This is a genomic window from Pseudactinotalea sp. HY158, from assembly GCF_009660225.1.
Taxonomy (GTDB): Bacteria; Actinomycetota; Actinomycetes; order Actinomycetales; family Beutenbergiaceae; genus HY158.
In genome coordinates, this window is sequence record NZ_CP045920.1 from 1,579,319 (window position 1) to 1,596,416 (window position 17,098).

Sequence of the window (17,098 nt, forward strand, 5' to 3'; positions counted from 1 at the left end):
GGAGCGTACGATCAGTGGCCGTGCCGAATATTGGTGACGCCGCGAAGCGTCTGCTCGTGGGCCGCCCGATGCGGTCCGACCGCTTGGGACACACGCTCCTGCCCAAGCGTCTCGCGCTGCCCGTGTTCGCCTCCGATGCGCTCTCCTCGGTCGCGTACGCGCCCGACGAGATCCTGCTCACCCTCTCCCTGGCGGGGCTCACCGCGTACGCCGTCTCCCCGTGGGTGGGGATCGCGGTCGTCGTGGTCATGCTCACCGTCGTCACCTCCTACCGGCAGACGGTGCGGGCGTATCCCTCGGGCGGCGGCGCGTACGAGGTGACCGCGACCAACCTCGGCAAGGGTGCGGGGCTCACGGTGGCCAGCGCACTCCTGGTCGACTACGTGCTCACCGTCGCCGTCTCGATCTCCTCGGGCACCCAGTACCTGGCCACGGTGCTCCCGGCGGCCGGCGGCCACGAGACGGGGATCGCGATCGGCATCGTGCTCCTGCTCGCCCTGCTCAACCTGCGTGGGGTGCGCGAATCCGGGGCGAAGACCGCGATCCCCGTCTACGTGTTCATGCTCTCGATGGGCGTGCTCGCGGTCGCGGGCGCCGTCCAGTGGCTGGCCGGGAGCCTGGGCCGGGCCCCGTCGGCGGACCTGGCGCTCGTGAGCGAACCGGGCTTCGACCAGGGCCTCATGGGCCTGGCCGGGGGACTGCTCATCCTGCGCGCGTTCTCCTCCGGGTCGGCGGCGCTCACGGGGGTCGAGGCGATCGCCAACGGCGTGCCGAACTTCCGCAAGCCCAAGTCCCGCAACGCCGGCACCACGCTCCTCCTGCTCGGCGGCCTCGGCTCGGCCATGCTGCTCACGGTGCTGCTGCTCGCCGGCGCGACCGGGGTGCGCTTCGTCGAGGATCCGGCGTCCCAACTGCTGCGCGACGGCGTGGGCGTCGGAGCCGACTACGTCCAGAACCCCGTGATCGGCCAGCTCGCGAGCACGGTCTTCGCCGGCTTCCAGCCGATGTTCTACCTGTTGACGATCTCGACCGGCATCATCCTGCTGCTCGCGGCGAACACCGCCTACAACGGGTTCCCGATCCTCGGGTCGATCCTCGCGCGGGAGGGCTATCTGCCCCGGCAGCTGCACACCCGGGGGGACCGGCTCGCATACTCCAACGGGATCGTCGTGCTCAGCCTCGCCGCGGCGGCCCTCATCTGGATCTTCGACGCGCAGGTCACCCGCCTCATCCAGCTCTACATCGTCGGCGTGTTCGTCTCCTTCACGCTGTGCCAGCTCGGCATGGTCAAGCACTGGGGCGGGGTGCTGCGCACCTCGGTCGACCCGGGCGAGCGGCGCCGCGTACGCACCTCCCGCGCCCTCAACGCCTTCGGCTTCGCCCTGACGGGGATCGTGCTCGTCGTCGTCCTCATCACGAAGGCCACGCACGGGGCCTGGATCACCCTCGTGCTCATGGGCGTCCTGTTCGCGCTCATGACCCGGATCAGCCGTCACTACGCCGACGTGCGCGAGGACCTGACGGTGACCGACTACGACGCGGAACGCGCCCTGCCCTCCCGGGTGCACGCCGTCGTGCTCGTCTCCCAGGTGCACAAGCCCACGATGCGGGCCCTCGCCTACGCCCGCGCGACCAGGCCCTCGACGCTGCAGGCGCTGACCGTCGCCGTCGAGCCGGGCGACGCCGAGTCGATCCGGGCCGCCTGGGACGCCGCCGGGGTGCCGTTGCCGCTCACCGTCGTGGACTCGCCCTATCGCGAGATCGTGCGCCCGGTCCTCGACTTCGTTCGGAACATCCGCCGGGAGTCCCCGCGCGATCTCGTGGTCGTCTACATCCCCGAGTACGTGGTCGACCACTGGTGGGCGCAGGTGCTGCACAATCAGAACGCCCTGCGGCTCAAGTCCCGGCTGCTGTTCACGCGGGGGGTGGTCGTCGCCTCCGTGCCGTGGCAGCTCGGCGCGGCCGCGCCCCGGCAGCCGCGAGACTAGAGCCATGACAGCATCGATCGGCACCCCGGCCCCGGCGGCGGACCTCACCCTACGGATCGCGGGCCCCGTCCACGGCGGCCACTGCCTCGCCCGGACGGCCGAGGGCCGCGTCGTCTTCGTGCGCCACGGCGCCCCCGGCGAGCTCGTGCGCGCCCGCCTCACCGACACCGGCAAGGTCTGGCGCGCGGACGCCGTCCGGATCCTCGAGCCCTCACCCGACCGGGTGGACGTGCCGTGGCGGGCGGCCGGGCCCGGCGGCGTCGGCGCCGTCGAACTGGCCCACCTGAGCCGGCCCGCGCAGCTGCGCTGGAAGAGCGAGGTGATCGTCGATGCCCTGCGCCGGATCGGCGGCCTCGACCTGCCGGTCACGATGGTCGATCCCGAACCCGGATCCGACGGCTGGGGCACCCGCACGCGGATCCGGCTCGCCTGCGACGCCGACGGCCGCGCGGGCATGCACGCCCACCGCAGCGACCGCATCGTGCCCCTGGAGAGCATGCCGCTCGCGGTCGCGGCGCTCGCCCGCCTCGACGTCTTCACCCGCCGCTGGCCCGCTCACGCCGTCCTCACCCTCGTGGCCCCGAGCGTGGGCGAACCCGTCCTGCTCGTGGACGACGCCCCGGCGGCCCTCGAGGGCACCTCGCCCCGGCCGTGGGTCACCGAGGTCGTCCGCGTTGCCGCCGCCGACCTCACCTACCGCGTCGCGGCGGGCGGGTTCTGGCAGAGCCACCGCGCCGCCCCCGCGAGCCTCGCGGGCGCCGTCCTCGCCGCCGCGCACCCGGCGGGCGGATCCCTGACCGGCGCGCGGGTCTTCGACCTGTACTCCGGTGCCGGACTGTTCTCGCTCCCGCTCGCCCACGCCGTCGGGCCGACCGGGGCGGTCTACGCCGTCGAGGGGGATCGTCGTGCCGCCCAGGCCGCCCGGCGCAACGGCCGGGGCCTGGCGCAGCTGACCGGCCGGAGCGGGGACGTCGCCCGGGTCCTCGCCAAGGACGCCCCCGAGCGCGCGGACGTCGTCGTGCTCGACCCGCCCCGGACCGGGGCCGGCAGGCATGTCATGGCCCGCGTCGTCGAGCGCCGGCCCGAACGGATCGTCTACGTGGCCTGCGATCCGGCCGCCCTGGCCCGGGACCTCGCGTTCGCGGCCGCGGCGGGCTACCGCGCCGACCGCGTCGTCGGCCACGACCTCTTCCCGCACACGCACCACGTCGAGTCGATCGCCGTGCTGCGGCCCGCGTCGTCGGAATAGGCGATAATTCCGACGTGAACACGCTGAGTGCGACCGGCAGGCCCTCCGGGCTGAGCGCATCCGACGTCGTCGAGCGGGTGGCCGCCGGGCAGGTGAACCGCACCCACGACGTCGCCTCCCGCGGCCTGTGGGACATCCTGCGGGGGAACCTGTTCACCCTGTTCAACGCGATGCTCGGCACGGCGCTCGTGCTCGTGCTCGTCGTCGGGGCCTGGCGCGACGCCGTGTTCGGCGGGGTGATCATCTCCAACACCCTCATCGGCGCGATCACCGAGCTGCGCGCCAAGCGCGCCCTCGACCGGCTGGCCATCCTCGACCGGGGCCGCCTCCGGGTCCTGCGCGACGGCCGGCGCACCGAGGTCGAGCTCGAGGAGATCGTGCTCGACGACCTCGTGCTCCTGAGCACGGGCGACCAGGTGCCCGCCGACGGCCGGGTGCTCGACTCGACCGGCCTCGAGCTCGACGAGTCCATGCTCACCGGCGAGTCCGACCCGGTGTCCAAGCCGGCCGGCGCGGAACTCTACTCGGGGGCCGCGGTCGTGGCCGGGTCGGGCCTCTACCGGGTGACGAAGGTCGGAGCGGACGGCTACGCCCAGCGCATCACGGCCGAGGCGAAGCGGTTCTCACTCGTGGGCTCGGAGCTGCGTGACGGCATCAACCGGATCCTCGTGATCATCTCCTGGATCATCGTGCCGATGGCGTTGCTGCTGTTCTGGAGCCAGCTGCGGGCCGAGGGCGGCGCCGCGGCGAGCTTCGCCGACGGCACGTGGCGCGATGCCGTGGTCCAGGCGGTCGCCGGCATCGTGGGCATGGTGCCCGAGGGACTCGTGCTGCTCACCTCGATCAACTTCGCGCTCGCGGCCCTCATCCTCGCGCGCCGGTCGGTGCTCGTGCAGGAACTGCCGGCGGTCGAGGTGCTCGCCCGGGTCGACGTGCTCTGCCTCGACAAGACGGGCACGATCACCGACGGCTCGATCGCCCTCGACGCGATCGTGCCGATCGGGCCGGGCGACCCGGCGGAACTCGGCCGGATCCGGGCGGTGCTCGCGGGCATCGCGGGCGATCCGGAGGCGAATCCGACGGCCCGCGCGATGGCGCCCGCGCTCGAGGACGTCGCCCCCGCCGCGCTGCGTGTGCTCGTGCCGTTCTCCTCCGCGCGCAAGTGGAGCAGTGCCTTCGACGGCGAGACGACCTGGTACTTCGGGGCGCCGGAGGTGCTCGTCGCGGGCCTCGAGGATGCGGGTGAGGTCGTGGCCGACGTGCGCGAGCGGGCCGCCGCGGGGGCCCGGGTGCTGCTGCTGGCCCGCGCACCGGGCCAGGTGCGGGAACCGGGCGGGGACCTGCGCCCCGTGGCCCTGGCCGCCATGCGTGAGCGGGTACGCCCGGACGCGGCCGAGACCCTGCGCTACTTCGAACGGCAGGGGGTGCGGGTCAAGGTGCTCTCCGGGGACAATCCGCGCACGGTCGCCGCGATCGCGACCTCGGTCGGGCTCGAGGCGGACGGCGGGGTCGACGCCCGCACGCTCACCGCGGAGAGCACCGCCGCGATGCTGCGCGACCACCACGTGTTCGGGCGCGTGAGCCCCGAGCAGAAACGACAGTTCGTGCACGCCCTCCAGGCCGATGGGCACACGGTGGCGATGACCGGCGACGGGGTGAACGACGCCCTCGCCCTCAAGGACGCCGACCTCGGCATCGCGATGGGCAGCGGTGCCGCCGCGACGAAGGCCGTGGCACGGCTCGTGCTCGTCGACGGCCGCTTCTCCGAGCTGCCGGGAGTCGTGGCGCAGGGCCGGCGGGTCATCGCGAACATGGAACGCGTCGCCGCCCTCTTCCTCGCCAAGACCACCTACGCCGTGCTGCTGGCCCTGACCGTGGCCCTCGTCTCCTGGCCGTATCCGTTCCTGCCGCGGCACCTGACGATCGTCGGCACCCTGACGATCGGCACCCCCGCCTTCCTGCTCGCCCTGGCCCCGAACACCCGCCGGTACCGGCCGGGCTTCCTCGGACGGGTCCTCAAGCTCGCGATCCCGTGCGGTGTCGTGGCCGCCGCCGCCGTACTCGCGGTCTACGGAACCCTCCACCTGCGGGGGAGCGAGGCGCAGGCCTCGACCGCGGCGACGCTCACCCTCGTGCTCATCGGACTGTGGCTCCTGGGGGCCCTCGCCCGGCCGCTCACCCCCTACCGGATGGCGGTCGTGGCGGCGATGACCCTCGGAGCCGCCGGGGCGCTCCTGATCTCGCCGATCCGGCACTTCTTCGCGCTCGAGATCCCGACTCCGGGTGCGGCCCTGCTCGTGCTCGTGGCCGCGGTGATCGGCTGCGCCCTGGTCGAGGTGATCTATCGTTGGCGGGAGCGCCGGGCGAGACCCGGCGGGGTGTCCTCCGGGGCCCCCACCGGGGCCCGAACGGATGCCGGCACCGGCTCCGGACGCAGGGAGTGGCGATGACACGGATCAGATTCGGGTACAAGGCCTCGGCCGAGCAGTTCTCGCCCGCCGACCTGTTGCAGTTCGCGGTCGCGGCCGAACGGGCCGGCTTCGACTCGGTGTTCACGAGCGATCACCTCCAGCCGTGGCGCCATCACGGCGGGCACGCCCCGGCCGCCCTGCCGTGGCTCGGCGCGCTCGCGGCCTCGACCTCCGCCGTCCATATCGGCACGAGCGTGCTCACCCCGACCCTGCGCTACCACCCGGCCGTCATCGCCCAGGCCTTCGCCACGCTCGGGCTGCTCGCTCCCGGGCGGGTGATCCTCGGGCTCGGGACGGGGGAGTCGATGAACGAGGCCCCGCTCGGGAGAGCGTGGCCGAGTGGGCGCGAGCGGCTCGACCGGCTGCGGGAGGCGGTCGAACTCATCCGGGCGCTGTGGGAGCGGGAGCGTGTGACCTTCGAGGGCGAGTACTACCGCACCGACCGCGCGACCGTCTACGACCGGCCCGAGGTGCCGGTGCCGATCTACCTCGCCGCGTCCGGCCCCCGGGCGACCCGCTCGGCGGGGGAGCTCGGCGACGGCTTCATCACCACGAGCGGCAAGGGTGCCGGGCTCTACACCGGCACGCTCCTGCCGGCCCTGGCCGAGGGGGCGGCGGCCGCGGGGCGTTCCGCCGCCGACCTCGACCTGATGATGGAGGTGAAGGTCTCCTTCGATCCCGACCTCTCCCACGCCCGCGAGGCCACCCGGTACTGGGGCGCGCTCGCCCTGTCGCCGGAGGAGAAGACGGGCGTGAGCGACCCGGTCGAGATGGAGCGGCTCGCCGACGCCCTCCCCACCGAGCGCACGGTCACCCGCTGGATCGTCTCGAACGACCCCGAGCACCTGGCGGAGCAGATCTGGTCCTATGTCGACATGGGCTTCACCCACCTGGTCTTCCACGATCCCGACCCCGATCAGCACCGGTTCCTCGATGCGTTCGGATCGCGGGTGCTGCCGCTGCTGCACGCGCGGGCCGGACGCTAGCCGGAGCGACTGAATTCGGCCGGACGCATCGGTAGAATCGGCGGGGTCGACCGGACTCCGCGCCGGCCTGCGCCGCGGTCGAGGCGGCGTGCCGCGGCCACGGCGGTGCGCGGGCTGCGCTAGACTATCTTGATGTCAAGATACTTGGTCGACCTGAACGGAAGACTCGGATTGAGGAGTGAAAGTGAGTAACGTCGACACCTTCTCCGCGAAGGGCACGCTCGAGGTCGGAGGGACCGACTACGAGGTCTACCGCCTCAGCGCGGTCCCCGGACTGGAGCGCCTGCCCTACAGCCTCAAGGTCCTCGCCGAGAACCTCCTGCGCACCGAGGACGGGGCGAACATCACCGCCGCGCACATCGAGGCGCTCGCGAACTGGGATCCGACCTCGCAGCCGAATACGGAGATCCAGTTCACGCCCGCCCGCGTGATCATGCAGGACTTCACCGGCGTGCCCTGCGTGGTCGACCTGGCCACGATGCGCGAGGCGGTCGCCGAACTCGGGGGAGACCCGGCGGCGATCAACCCGCTCGCCCCCGCCGAACTGGTGATCGACCACTCGGTGCAGATCGACGTGTTCGGACGGGCCGATGCCTTCCGGCGCAACGTCGAGATCGAGTATCAGCGCAACCACGAGCGCTACCAGTTCCTGCGCTGGGGCCAGGGCTCGTTCCACGACTTCAAGGTCGTTCCCCCGGGCACCGGCATCGTGCACCAGGTGAACATCGAGTATCTCGCCCGGGTCGTCATGACCCGCGAGCACGGCAGCGGCGCGGACGCCGTGGTGCGGGCCTACCCGGACACGTGCGTGGGCACAGACTCCCACACGACGATGGTCAACGGCCTCGGCGTGCTCGGCTGGGGTGTCGGCGGCATCGAGGCCGAGGCGGCGATGCTCGGCCAGCCCGTCTCCATGCTCATCCCGCGGGTCGTCGGATTCCGGCTCGGCGGTGAGATCCCGGCCGGGGTGACCGCGACCGACGTCGTGCTCACGATCACCGAGATGCTCCGCCAGCACGGGGTGGTCGGCAAGTTCGTCGAGTTCTACGGCGAGGGAGTGGCCCAGGTGCCGCTGGCCAACCGCGCCACGATCGGCAACATGAGCCCCGAGTTCGGCTCGACGGCCGCGATGTTCCCGATCGACGACGTCACCCTCGACTACCTGCGCCTGACGAGCCGCGACGAGGCCCAGGTCGCCCTCGTCGAGGCCTACGCCAAGGAACAGGGCATGTGGCTCGCCCCCGGCGACCCGGACTACGTCGAGCCGACGTTCTCCGAGTACATCGAGCTCGACCTGTCCACGGTCGTGCCCTCGATCGCGGGGCCGAAGCGCCCGCAGGACCGGATCGAGGTCACCCGCGCGAAGGAGCAGTTCCTCGCGGACCTGCAGAACTACGTGGTCGACGGTCACAGCATCGAGAAGAGCCCCGTCGACATCGAGCTGTCCGACACCTTCCCGGCCTCCGACTCGCCCTCGCACGACGCCCACGAGGAGTCCTCGGCGTTGGGGGAGCCGGTCGCCTCCTCGGCCACCCACGCCCCGCGCCGCCCCTCCAAGCTCGTCACGGTGACCGGCGCGGACGGCAGCACCTACGAACTCGACCACGGCCGGGTCGCGATCGCCTCGATCACCTCGTGCACGAACACGTCGAACCCGGAGGTCATGCTCGCGGCCGGGCTCCTGGCGAAGAAGGCCGTCGAGCGGGGCCTGACCGTCAAGCCGTGGGTCAAGACCTCGATGGCTCCCGGCTCGCAGGTGGTCACGAACTACTACGAGAAGGCCGGCCTGTGGCCGTACCTGGAGAAGCTCGGATACCACCTGGTGGGCTACGGCTGCACCACGTGCATCGGCAACTCCGGGCCACTGCCGGAGGAGGTCTCCAAGGTCGTCAACGACCACGACCTCGCCGTCGTCTCGGTGCTCTCGGGGAACCGGAACTTCGAGGGCCGCATCAATCCCGACGTCAAGATGAACTACCTCGCCTCCCCGCCGCTCGTCATCGCCTACGCGCTGGCGGGCACGATGGAGTTCGACTTCGCGACCGAGCCACTCGGCCACGACGAGTCGGGCGAGGCCGTGTTCCTCACGGACATCTGGCCCTCGAACGAGGAGGTCCACGAGACCATCACCGGCTCGATCAACCGCGACATGTTCGCGGCCGACTACGCCGACGTCTTCGCCGGCGACGAGCACTGGCGCGCGCTCGAGACCCCCGAGGGCGACATCTTCGCGTGGGATCCGGAATCGACCTACGTGCGCAAGCCCCCGTACTTCGAGGGCATGACGATGACGCCGGAGCCGGTCGCCGACCTCGCCGGCGCCCGGGTGCTGGCCAAGCTCGGCGACTCGGTCACGACCGACCACATCTCGCCCGCCGGCTCCATCAGCTCGGACTCCCCGGCCGGACGGTACCTGCGCGAGCACGGCATCGCCCGCCGCGACTTCAACTCCTACGGCTCCCGGCGCGGGAACCACGAGGTGATGATCCGGGGTACGTTCGCGAACATCCGGCTGCGCAACCAGTTGCTCGACGGCGTCGAGGGCGGGTTCACCAAGAACCTCCTCACCGGTGAGCAGCAGTCGATCTACGACGCGGCCCAGGCCTACGCCGAGGCCGACATCCCGCTCGTCGTGCTCGCCGGCAAGGAGTACGGCTCCGGATCCTCCCGCGACTGGGCGGCCAAGGGCACGGTGCTCCTCGGGGTGCGCGCCGTCATCGCCGAGAGCTTCGAGCGGATCCACCGCTCGAACCTCATCGGCATGGGCGTCCTCCCGCTCGAGTACCCGGCCGGTCAGACCGCCGCTTCGCTCGGCCTCGACGGCACCGAGACCTTCGCGATCTCGGGCATCACCGCCCTGAACGACGGCGGGATCCCGCAGACCGTCTCGGTCACGGCCGCCAAGCAGGGCGGAGCGGACGTCACGTTCGACGCCGTCGTGCGGATCGACACCCCTGGTGAGGCGGACTACTACCGCAACGGCGGGATCCTGCAGTACGTGCTGCGCTCCCTCGTCGGCTGACGGCTGAGCGGCTCGTCCACCAGGAGGCGGGTAGCTGACTCGCCGTAACCGGCGGTCATCCCAGCGTCTCACACAAGCGCCCCGTCAGGCTTCGGCCCAGCGGGGCGCTTGTGTCGTCCTGAGGTAGCCCGGCCGAACTGTAGGGAGCGGAACCCACGGAGCGTGGCCCCGGCCGGCGACGACTGGAGCAGGCAGCGAATCCGCGGAACCGGTCACGCAAGCACCCGGACCTTCCTTCCTCCGCGCCGACCGCGCGAGACGATCTCCACCTTGCCCTTGGACTCGAGACGCTGGAACAGTGTGTTATTGGACGACCCGGAAGGAAGGTCGAACTCTGATCCAGCTCCGTCGAGCAGCTGGCTGTAGGGAGCGCCAAGCACTGCCAGCACGTCGATCACGTCATCCGGTGCGGTGTCCCTCAGGTGCACCAACTGTCCGACGACCAGATCGGGATTCTGCGTCGCCTGGGCGATGCGCCGAACCTCGTCGAGGGGGAGCCGGATCCGGTTGGCCCGCGCGTACTGCCCTGCCGCGGCGAGCCCATCGCTGTCGCCGTCGTGAACGTAGTCCCGAAGGTTCTCGACGACCACGCGCCGTAGGGCATCGGGAACTTGCGGGCTTCGGACGAGATCGGCGACGAGCCCGTCAACTAGCGTCGGGCCGAAGAACTCGCTGACCTTCCCCGAAACGCCGAAGGCCTCGGAGACCGCGGCCCACCCAGCACGCGCGAAATGACTGAACGTCTCGAAAGAGTCAGCCACCAGGTCGGCTTCGATCGCTCGCGCCAGTAGGTCGTCGGCGGCAGCGACGAGATCGACGACGTCGATGTGACCGGCGAGGTCCAGTCTCTCGGCCAGTCGAACACGGGATCTTGAGGGGATGAGCCCTGACGTGTTGAGTATCTGGGCCGCGAGCGCGCGCCTGTCTTCTGCGTCGGTCTCGTCGACGTCACGCAGCTCAATCGGATCTGACCCGGAAAGTGTGAGGAAGCGGGCCATGTGCTCGTCGATGCCATGGTGCTGCGCGTATCGCCAGATGTTCGCGACGGTCGGCCGCACGAGGGAGGAGCCGGCAAGCGCAGGCCAGACCTCGGACGGCACATCGGTCAGGTCGTCGACCGCGGCGACGGGAGAGCTCGCTTCGAGGACTTGCTCGAGCTGATCTCCCGTCCAGAACTCGCACTGCTCGTTGAGAACATCGACAAGCACGGGCTCCGACAGCACGACGTACTCGATGGCGTCTTCGCCGCGCACCGCGGTGAGGTACACGTTCATGCTCGATCGGACGTAGTCCCAGACGATGTCCCGCTTGCGGACTTCATCCAGCGTAGGTTCGGCGGTCGTGCTCAGCGCACGTCGCAAGTTCGCCGTGGTGATCTCGTACATCTGAGCGTCGACGATGCGATCGCGGAGGGGAGAGGCGAGGTCGTCCAGCTCGACGACCGTGATGCGCGCTTCCTTCGCAAACGTGAAGATGCGATCCGTTCGCTCGCTGGACTGGGACATGTTGAAGGCGCTCAACTCGCGGTAGTGGGCGGTGAACCAGGCCCGAGTCGACTCGTCGACCTCGTAGAGGTCGACGGAATGTGCACTGAGCATCGCCGCATCCACCAAGCGGATCCGGGTCGTCTCATCCGGCAGACCAGGGTGATTGGTGAGGTAGTTGAACAAGCCGGACCACGGATGGGCCGCGAGGAGCTCAATGAGTCGCTCCCGCGGAGCGTCGGCAGCGTTCAGGAACGCGTCGAGGAACGTCTGTGAATCCTTGCTGCGATCGGCGATCACGAACGCGACGAGCGACTTCGCGTCGTCGGGCCGCTCTGTAACAAGATACGTGGCCACCTGGATGTTGAACGCACTGACCGTGCTCGTGAAGTCTGCCGGAACCTGTTCGAGCAGGTTGCTCACAGCGTTCTTGGTCGTGAACTCATGGTCGAGGTACATCTCGTTCGGCTGGACGCTGTGGTTGTAGAAGAACGCGACATCAACGCCGATGAAGCTCCCGTAGAAGACCGCGGAGTACTCGGCATAGTTCCTGGTGATGAAGCCGCGGCGGACGAGGTCGCGGGCCAGATCGGACTTCAGCGTGTTCGTGATCCGTGCGGAGAACGTCGCGGATCCGCTCGGGAAGCGCTCGTACTGGGCCAGACCGTCGAAGTCTGCCCCGCGAAGGTGGGCGATGTCGTCGTCGATCTGCTTCACCTGCCGTTCCAGGTCGGCTGCGCTGGGAGGAGCCCACCACTTGGGGTCGGCCGCTTCGGGGAACACGAGGGCGAGTCGCTCTCCGCTGAACTCGATCTGGTAGTTGTGGTTGCCGACCACTGCCAGAGATCCCGATGTGGCGACTCGCCCCCAGAAGGCTTCACCATCGATCGCCCCGACCGAGTACTGCTCGTCGCCCACCTCAAACGGGCCCACTGACCAGCCGAACCGCGGGGGCAGAGCGTCCGTGATGCTCCGGAGTCGCGCGCCCAGCGTCTTCGCGAGTTCGTCCCGGCGTCGACGTTGCTCTTCCGTGTGGACTCGCTCGCGCCTCGTCATCTGCAGATCCTCGATCGTGGTCCTGACCAGGTCGCGACGGTGTTGCTCGAGGATGTCGAGGGTGCTGCTGCGCTGGGGTATGGCCTCGAAGTCAGCCAGGTGGAAATTCTTGTAGGAGACGAGGGCGAACAGGTCGTCGGCCTCCATGCCCGGAGCGCTGGTCTCGACCCACAGGAGCTTCTCAGCGAACACGACGAACTCATTGCAGATATTGATCAGGAGCCGCATGTCCGTGGCGTGGCGCGCGACGAGATCGAGCAGAGCCCGAGACACCATGTCATCGGGGAGACGGAGGTGACGCAGTGCGGCGCTGAGGTGGTCACGTGCGTTGCGGTGCGTGATGAACGGCACCATCGGGATCACGAGCTCGAAGAACTTGGTTCGGTTCGCCCTCTCCACCGCGGCTTCCGCGAGGTCGAGGGTGTGCGCCCTCTTCTCAGTCTCCTCGGCACCGACCCTCACTGCAGGAACGTCGGTCGCGGCTTCGCTCGTGGTGGAATCTGGTGCTCCCCTCGCCGGTCGCTTCGGGTCTTCACGATCGGATTCCGCTCCCAGCTGTTCGAACAGGCTGTCCTTGATCGCGTAGATGAACCGGAGGGGATGATCCCTGCTCTTCCAGCGCGACGACTCGTTGATGAGGGTGTTCAGCTCTCGGAGCGAGTCGAAGATCTTCGGGTCATCGAACCGGTCCAGATCCTCGACGATCACGTACTCCGGTTTGACGGCGTCGAAGAACGTGACAATCTCGTCGAGGAACCCGTCGAAGTAGGTCGTCGCCCTCTCGCCGAGCGTGATCGTCGTTCCTGCGGTTGCGACCTCTGACACGATGCGATCGCCGATCACCCACCGCACGCCCCACACCACCATCCACGTGAGCATGATGAAGAGCGCAGTGAGCCAGCTCTCGAGGGCCCTATCGGTGGTGGGCCCGAACCACGGCTCCGCGTGGCGCAGACCCACCAACCAGAGCAGTGTCAGCCCGACAGTGGTAGCAATACCGGCTTGGACGAGCGCGCGCCATGGAGTCAGCGGACGGCTGCGAGCAAACCTGGAGCGCCGAAGCTTGCCTGGCTTCGCCCGATAGATGAGCTGCTTGACGAGTTCCTTCTGGATCCGGTTCGTCAGGTCTTTGTCGTCTTTGTCAGGACCAAGGGTATTGATGCTGATTCGAATGGTCGTGCTCTCGTGCTTCTTCTGGAACTCGTCGAGCACACTGGACTTTCCAGAGCCGTAGCGGCCCGTGAGTGCGATATTCCTGTTCTTGGGATCCTTGACCGCGTCCTCGAGGTGCTGGACGTACACGCTGTGGTCCGGAAGATACTCAGCCTGGATCCACCGTCCGGGTCGTCGTGATGGTGTGAGGTCCGGGTTATGGCGGGTCGGGTCGTGTGGGCATGGCGGGGCTGCCGGTCTGCCCGGCTTTTCCACTTGTGTTCCGGTCGTGCCCGTGGGGGCTGGTGGTCAGGTCGCCGGGGCTGGGGGTGGCCCGCAGGCAGCGACATAGAGCGCTTCCCAGGGGTCTTGGTGGGCCCAGTTCCGGGGTAGGTGCATGGTCAGCCGTCGTGCCGAGCGGGCGAGCCGGGCGGGGATGCGGATGAGGTGTTCTCGGATGGTCGCGGTGGTGGCCCGGGCGTGGAAGAGGGAGGCCAGGGCCCCGGCGGCGCGGGTGAGGTTGAACGCGATCGCGGCCAGAACGAGCACATGGCGCGTTCGCGGTGAACGTGCCCTGCCGGGGTGGGGCCAGGGCCGAGGCGCGTAGATCGGCGTGGACGCACATCGATGATGGCGTGGGCGCGGTGGGCCTTCTCGGCCTCGAGCATGATCAGGGGGGCGAGTCGGTGAAGACGGCGTGGTACCGGTAGGTGGCGAATAGTTCGTCCTGACCGGCCCTGGTGGCTGCGGGGTTGAGGCGTTTGACGCGGCGCACGATCAGCGTGCCGTGATGTGCTCGGCCTTGGACGGGAGGTGAGAACGCGGTGAAGGGGAGCTCGGCGACCTGGGCATCGGAGATCAGGCGGGCCTCGTCTTCGTCAGATCGCGTTCGGGTACCGGATCGGGGTCCAGGCTGCTCGTCGATGCTGGTGATGGCGGCGGTGATGGCCGGGTTCATCCGCGCGGTCAACGAGAAGTGGCACCGGCCCGGCCCGCCGCGAGGCGGCCACCTCACGGCTGTAGTAGGCCGAATCGGCGCGCAGGATCACCACCCCGCCGGGCGCCGGCCGTCCGGGCGGTGGCGAGGGCGTCGGCGACGAACTTGCCCGCCACGCGCGCACTGTTGGCCGGCCCGGCGTAGCCGCGTGCCGACGATCAGCGGCGCGGCCACCGGGGTGGAGATGGTCGCGATCAGCGCGTTGAGGCCCTTGACCTTGTTGTAGCCGTACCGGCGCCCTGCTTGGCGTACCCGTAGGTCTCCTTGATCGTGCGTCGATATCGACGTAGGCGATCTGACCGGCACCGGCCAGCACCGGGGCTGCCCGGCCAGGCGGGTCAGGAAGCGGGAGGCGATCGCGTCGAGCTGGGGGACATGCCCACGAAGGTGAAACGCGCGTAGGAACGTGCCCAGCGTCGAGGGCGCACGCGCATCCTGGAACAGTTTGCCCATCCCGCCGTGGCGCAACAGGTACCATGTCATCGATGGAGTCGGCCCGGCGGTCATGCCCGCGACCAGCGCCAACACCTTCGCCCCGGGTTCGCGCTGCCCGTACCCGACAGACTCAGATGCTCACCGACCAGCGCCGACAGCCCGGCACGCTCGGCCAGCGCCATCACCGGGATAAGACCCGCCACGCCGACCAGATTCGGATCGTCGAACCGTACCGAGGAGACATGAGATAGTTGCATCTACGAGATGCCCTTCTTTTTTGGGACTGCGTGCGTTGACAACACGCATTATCCCAGGTCAGGAGGGCATTCTCATGCGCCCACGCCACCCAGACTCAAACCAGCACGGTGGATCCAGGCTCAGGGGCCAGGGAGCGCAGGGTTAGACGCTTCCCCGGGTCAAGCTGCGGCTTCGCGTGAGTCTCGCCTGAGCTGTCATCGACACCGGTGGTCTCGGTCATGCTGCCAGTATGGCGTGGCCTTCCGACGCGTCGAGCAGGTGAAGCGTGCGTTGGCATCGCCGCGGTCAGAGTACCGAACGACGCCAGGGGGCATCGGGATCGGCGAGGGTCTCAAGCATGCGCTGGCACCAGACCTGTGCTGCGCCAACCACGAGGTGGGCGTGCTGCGGACGCATCCACCTCGGCACCTCCTCAGCTCCGTGGTCGATGTCAACGTTGTTCCTGAGCTCGGTCACGCTCTGGGCGAGAGCTACCAAGGACTGCAGAGCCTGGCGGAGCGGGCGGTCCTCGTCGCTGGCCGGCTTGGGTGCGAGACCGAGCGACTCCTGGGCGGCGTTGACCAGGGCGGGCACCGTCACCTTGCGGGCGTAGGCCTGCCCGCGGGCGGTGAGCACGCATGTGGGGGTGGACTCCATCAGGGCCGTGGCTGTGCTGACGGCGCGCCCGTGGGTCCGTGTCGACGCTGTCGCCGAGCCTGTGCAGGTGGTCCTGGATGGGTTGCGGGTCGGGGAAGGCGGAGCGCGTGCTCGGTCAGCCGACTCCCGGCTCTGCCAGTGCGTACGGTGCCGGTTGGCTCGTCGAGGTCGAAGCCGTTCTCGCGCAGTATCCTGTCCCACTTGTCGCGCAGGGCATCGTCGCTGCCCCAGCCGATGAATGCGTCCTGGACCATCCTCTTCAGCGCATCGCTGAACACGTCGGTCAGCCGCTGCGCGTCAGCGGGGACGCTCAGCGTCACACGCGGGGTGAAGGTTCCTATTCCGGCTACTTGGTCTCGTGGGGGTGCGCGGTGTGCACCTGTTCCAGGTAGACGGTGCCGCCGTCGACGTAGAACCACACCCGCGCAGTGCCCTTCAGCGTGGGCTTGTGCTGCCAGCGTTGAAAGGTCCGACCGTCCCGGGTGATCGCGCCCAGCGACCCCTCGAGCGGATAGTTGGTCGGGGTCGTCATCAGCGGCGTGCGGGTAAGGAAGTCCCAGGTCTCGCTCATGGGGTTCCTGATCGTGGCTACGAGGTCGCGCCAACCCTTCTCGGACTGCTTGGTGGCGCACTTCAGCACGTACTCCGACTTCTTCGCCGGTCGTGGGACCATGGTCTCCCTGGGCATGCTCAGGGGCGCTCGACGACCGTGCCGTCGACGGCGTCATGGTCCTCGTCGACCCACTCGACCGACTGTGAGCCCAGGCCCGCGGCGATCGCCGTGGCCGTCTCGCGCCAGCTCGTGAGCTTGGCGATGGCCAGATGTGGCTGATGTGTCGAGAAGGACGCCCGGGCGGCGTCGATGAGGTCACGGGCACACTGTTCCCGGTCCCGGGTGCTGAGCGCGTACATCCACGGGTATCGGCCGGCCATACGTTCGACCAGGGGGCCGTCCTCGAGCGTCACCGAGATGAGCGCGGCGGCGATGTGCAGGAGTTCGGTGCGGGCGTCGGCCTCGCGCTGGGACATCAGTACCAGGGACTCGCCGTCGCGGCGGGTCACCGTGACAGGGTGGTTCTCAGCCTCGGCGAAGACCTCCGCCGAGTGCTTGCTCAGGTCCGAGGATCGCCGGGTGGCTACGGGGGAGTCGGTCGCGGTCGCCATACCGTTCATCATATTCGGAACGTATTCGGAAGTCCAGGTTTGTTGGTCTCTGCGACACCTGGATCAATGCCCGCGGAGCCACATTCGGGTCCGCAGATGCGCGGCGTGCACACGGACGACGCCCACGCCTCGGCGTCGATGAGCCCGCAGTGCACCTGGAGATCACCTGGGACTGTTGTGCGTGGACGTGACCGACTGGT

At 69.3% G+C, this 17,098-nt stretch carries 9 protein-coding genes and 1 pseudogene; 5 read left to right on the top strand and 5 right to left on the bottom strand.

The annotated features are described in order from the left end of the window. Positions 1-20: 20 nt before the first annotated feature. The 5 genes from GCE65_RS07050 to GCE65_RS07070 all read left to right on the top strand — a co-directional run bounded on the left by GCE65_RS07050 (position 21) and on the right by GCE65_RS07070 (position 9,716). A complete protein-coding gene (locus GCE65_RS07050) occupies positions 21-1,988 on the top strand; it encodes an APC family permease (protein ID WP_153877880.1) in 1,968 nt (655 codons plus the stop codon). Between the two features lie 4 nt (positions 1,989-1,992). Then, a complete protein-coding gene (locus GCE65_RS07055) occupies positions 1,993-3,237 on the top strand; it encodes a class I SAM-dependent RNA methyltransferase (protein WP_153877881.1) in 1,245 nt (414 codons plus the stop codon). Positions 3,238-3,251: 14 nt separating this feature from the next. After that, the gene (locus tag GCE65_RS07060) at positions 3,252-5,687 is read left to right on the top strand and encodes an HAD-IC family P-type ATPase (RefSeq protein WP_153877882.1); all 2,436 of its coding nucleotides are present in this window, start codon (positions 3,252-3,254) and stop codon (positions 5,685-5,687) included. Next, entirely contained in the window at positions 5,684-6,694 is a 1,011-nt protein-coding gene (gene fgd, locus GCE65_RS07065) for a glucose-6-phosphate dehydrogenase (coenzyme-F420) (RefSeq protein ID WP_153877883.1), read from the top strand. Before GCE65_RS07060 ends, fgd begins: the two co-directional genes overlap by 4 nt. Positions 6,695-6,878: 184 nt before the next feature. Then, positions 6,879-9,716 carry an aconitate hydratase gene (locus GCE65_RS07070; protein WP_305071549.1) on the top strand — a complete coding sequence of 946 codons (2,838 nt, stop codon included), beginning with the start codon at positions 6,879-6,881 and terminating at the stop codon, positions 9,714-9,716. Between the two features lie 212 nt (positions 9,717-9,928). Here the strand turns inward: GCE65_RS07070 and GCE65_RS07075 are convergent, their stop codons facing one another. The 5 genes and pseudogenes from GCE65_RS07075 to GCE65_RS07095 form a co-directional block, all read right to left on the bottom strand. Continuing rightward, positions 9,929-13,558: a hypothetical protein gene (locus GCE65_RS07075; protein WP_153877885.1), complete on the bottom strand. Its 3,630-nt coding sequence runs from the start codon at positions 13,556-13,558 to the stop codon at positions 9,929-9,931. 159 nt (positions 13,559-13,717) lie between these two features. Continuing rightward, positions 13,718-15,097, bottom strand: a pseudogene (locus tag GCE65_RS07080) (IS1380 family transposase). 286 nt (positions 15,098-15,383) lie between these two features. Beyond that, a complete protein-coding gene (locus GCE65_RS07085) occupies positions 15,384-15,734 on the bottom strand; it encodes an abortive infection family protein (RefSeq protein ID WP_153877886.1) in 351 nt (116 codons plus the stop codon). 346 nt (positions 15,735-16,080) lie between these two features. Continuing rightward, positions 16,081-16,422: a hypothetical protein gene (locus GCE65_RS07090; protein ID WP_153877887.1), complete on the bottom strand. Its 342-nt coding sequence runs from the start codon at positions 16,420-16,422 to the stop codon at positions 16,081-16,083. A 2-nt stretch (positions 16,423-16,424) separates the two neighbouring features. Beyond that, positions 16,425-16,898: a prevent-host-death protein gene (locus tag GCE65_RS07095; protein ID WP_153877888.1), complete on the bottom strand. Its 474-nt coding sequence runs from the start codon at positions 16,896-16,898 to the stop codon at positions 16,425-16,427. Between the last annotated feature and the right edge of the window lie 200 nt (positions 16,899-17,098).

What these genes read in the sequence shown, in the direction of transcription:
- GCE65_RS07055 (WP_153877881.1), top strand. Translation starts at nt 1,993, where the DNA reads ATGACAGCATCGATCGGCACCCCGGCCCCGGCGGCGGACCTCACCCTA.
- fgd (WP_153877883.1), top strand. Translation starts at nt 5,684, where the DNA reads ATGACACGGATCAGATTCGGGTACAAGGCCTCGGCCGAGCAGTTCTCG.
- GCE65_RS07085 (WP_153877886.1), bottom strand. Translation starts at nt 15,734, where the DNA reads ATGGAGTCCACCCCCACATGCGTGCTCACCGCCCGCGGGCAGGCCTAC.
- GCE65_RS07090 (WP_153877887.1), bottom strand. Translation starts at nt 16,422, where the DNA reads ATGCCCAGGGAGACCATGGTCCCACGACCGGCGAAGAAGTCGGAGTAC.
- GCE65_RS07095 (WP_153877888.1), bottom strand. Translation starts at nt 16,898, where the DNA reads ATGGCGACCGCGACCGACTCCCCCGTAGCCACCCGGCGATCCTCGGAC.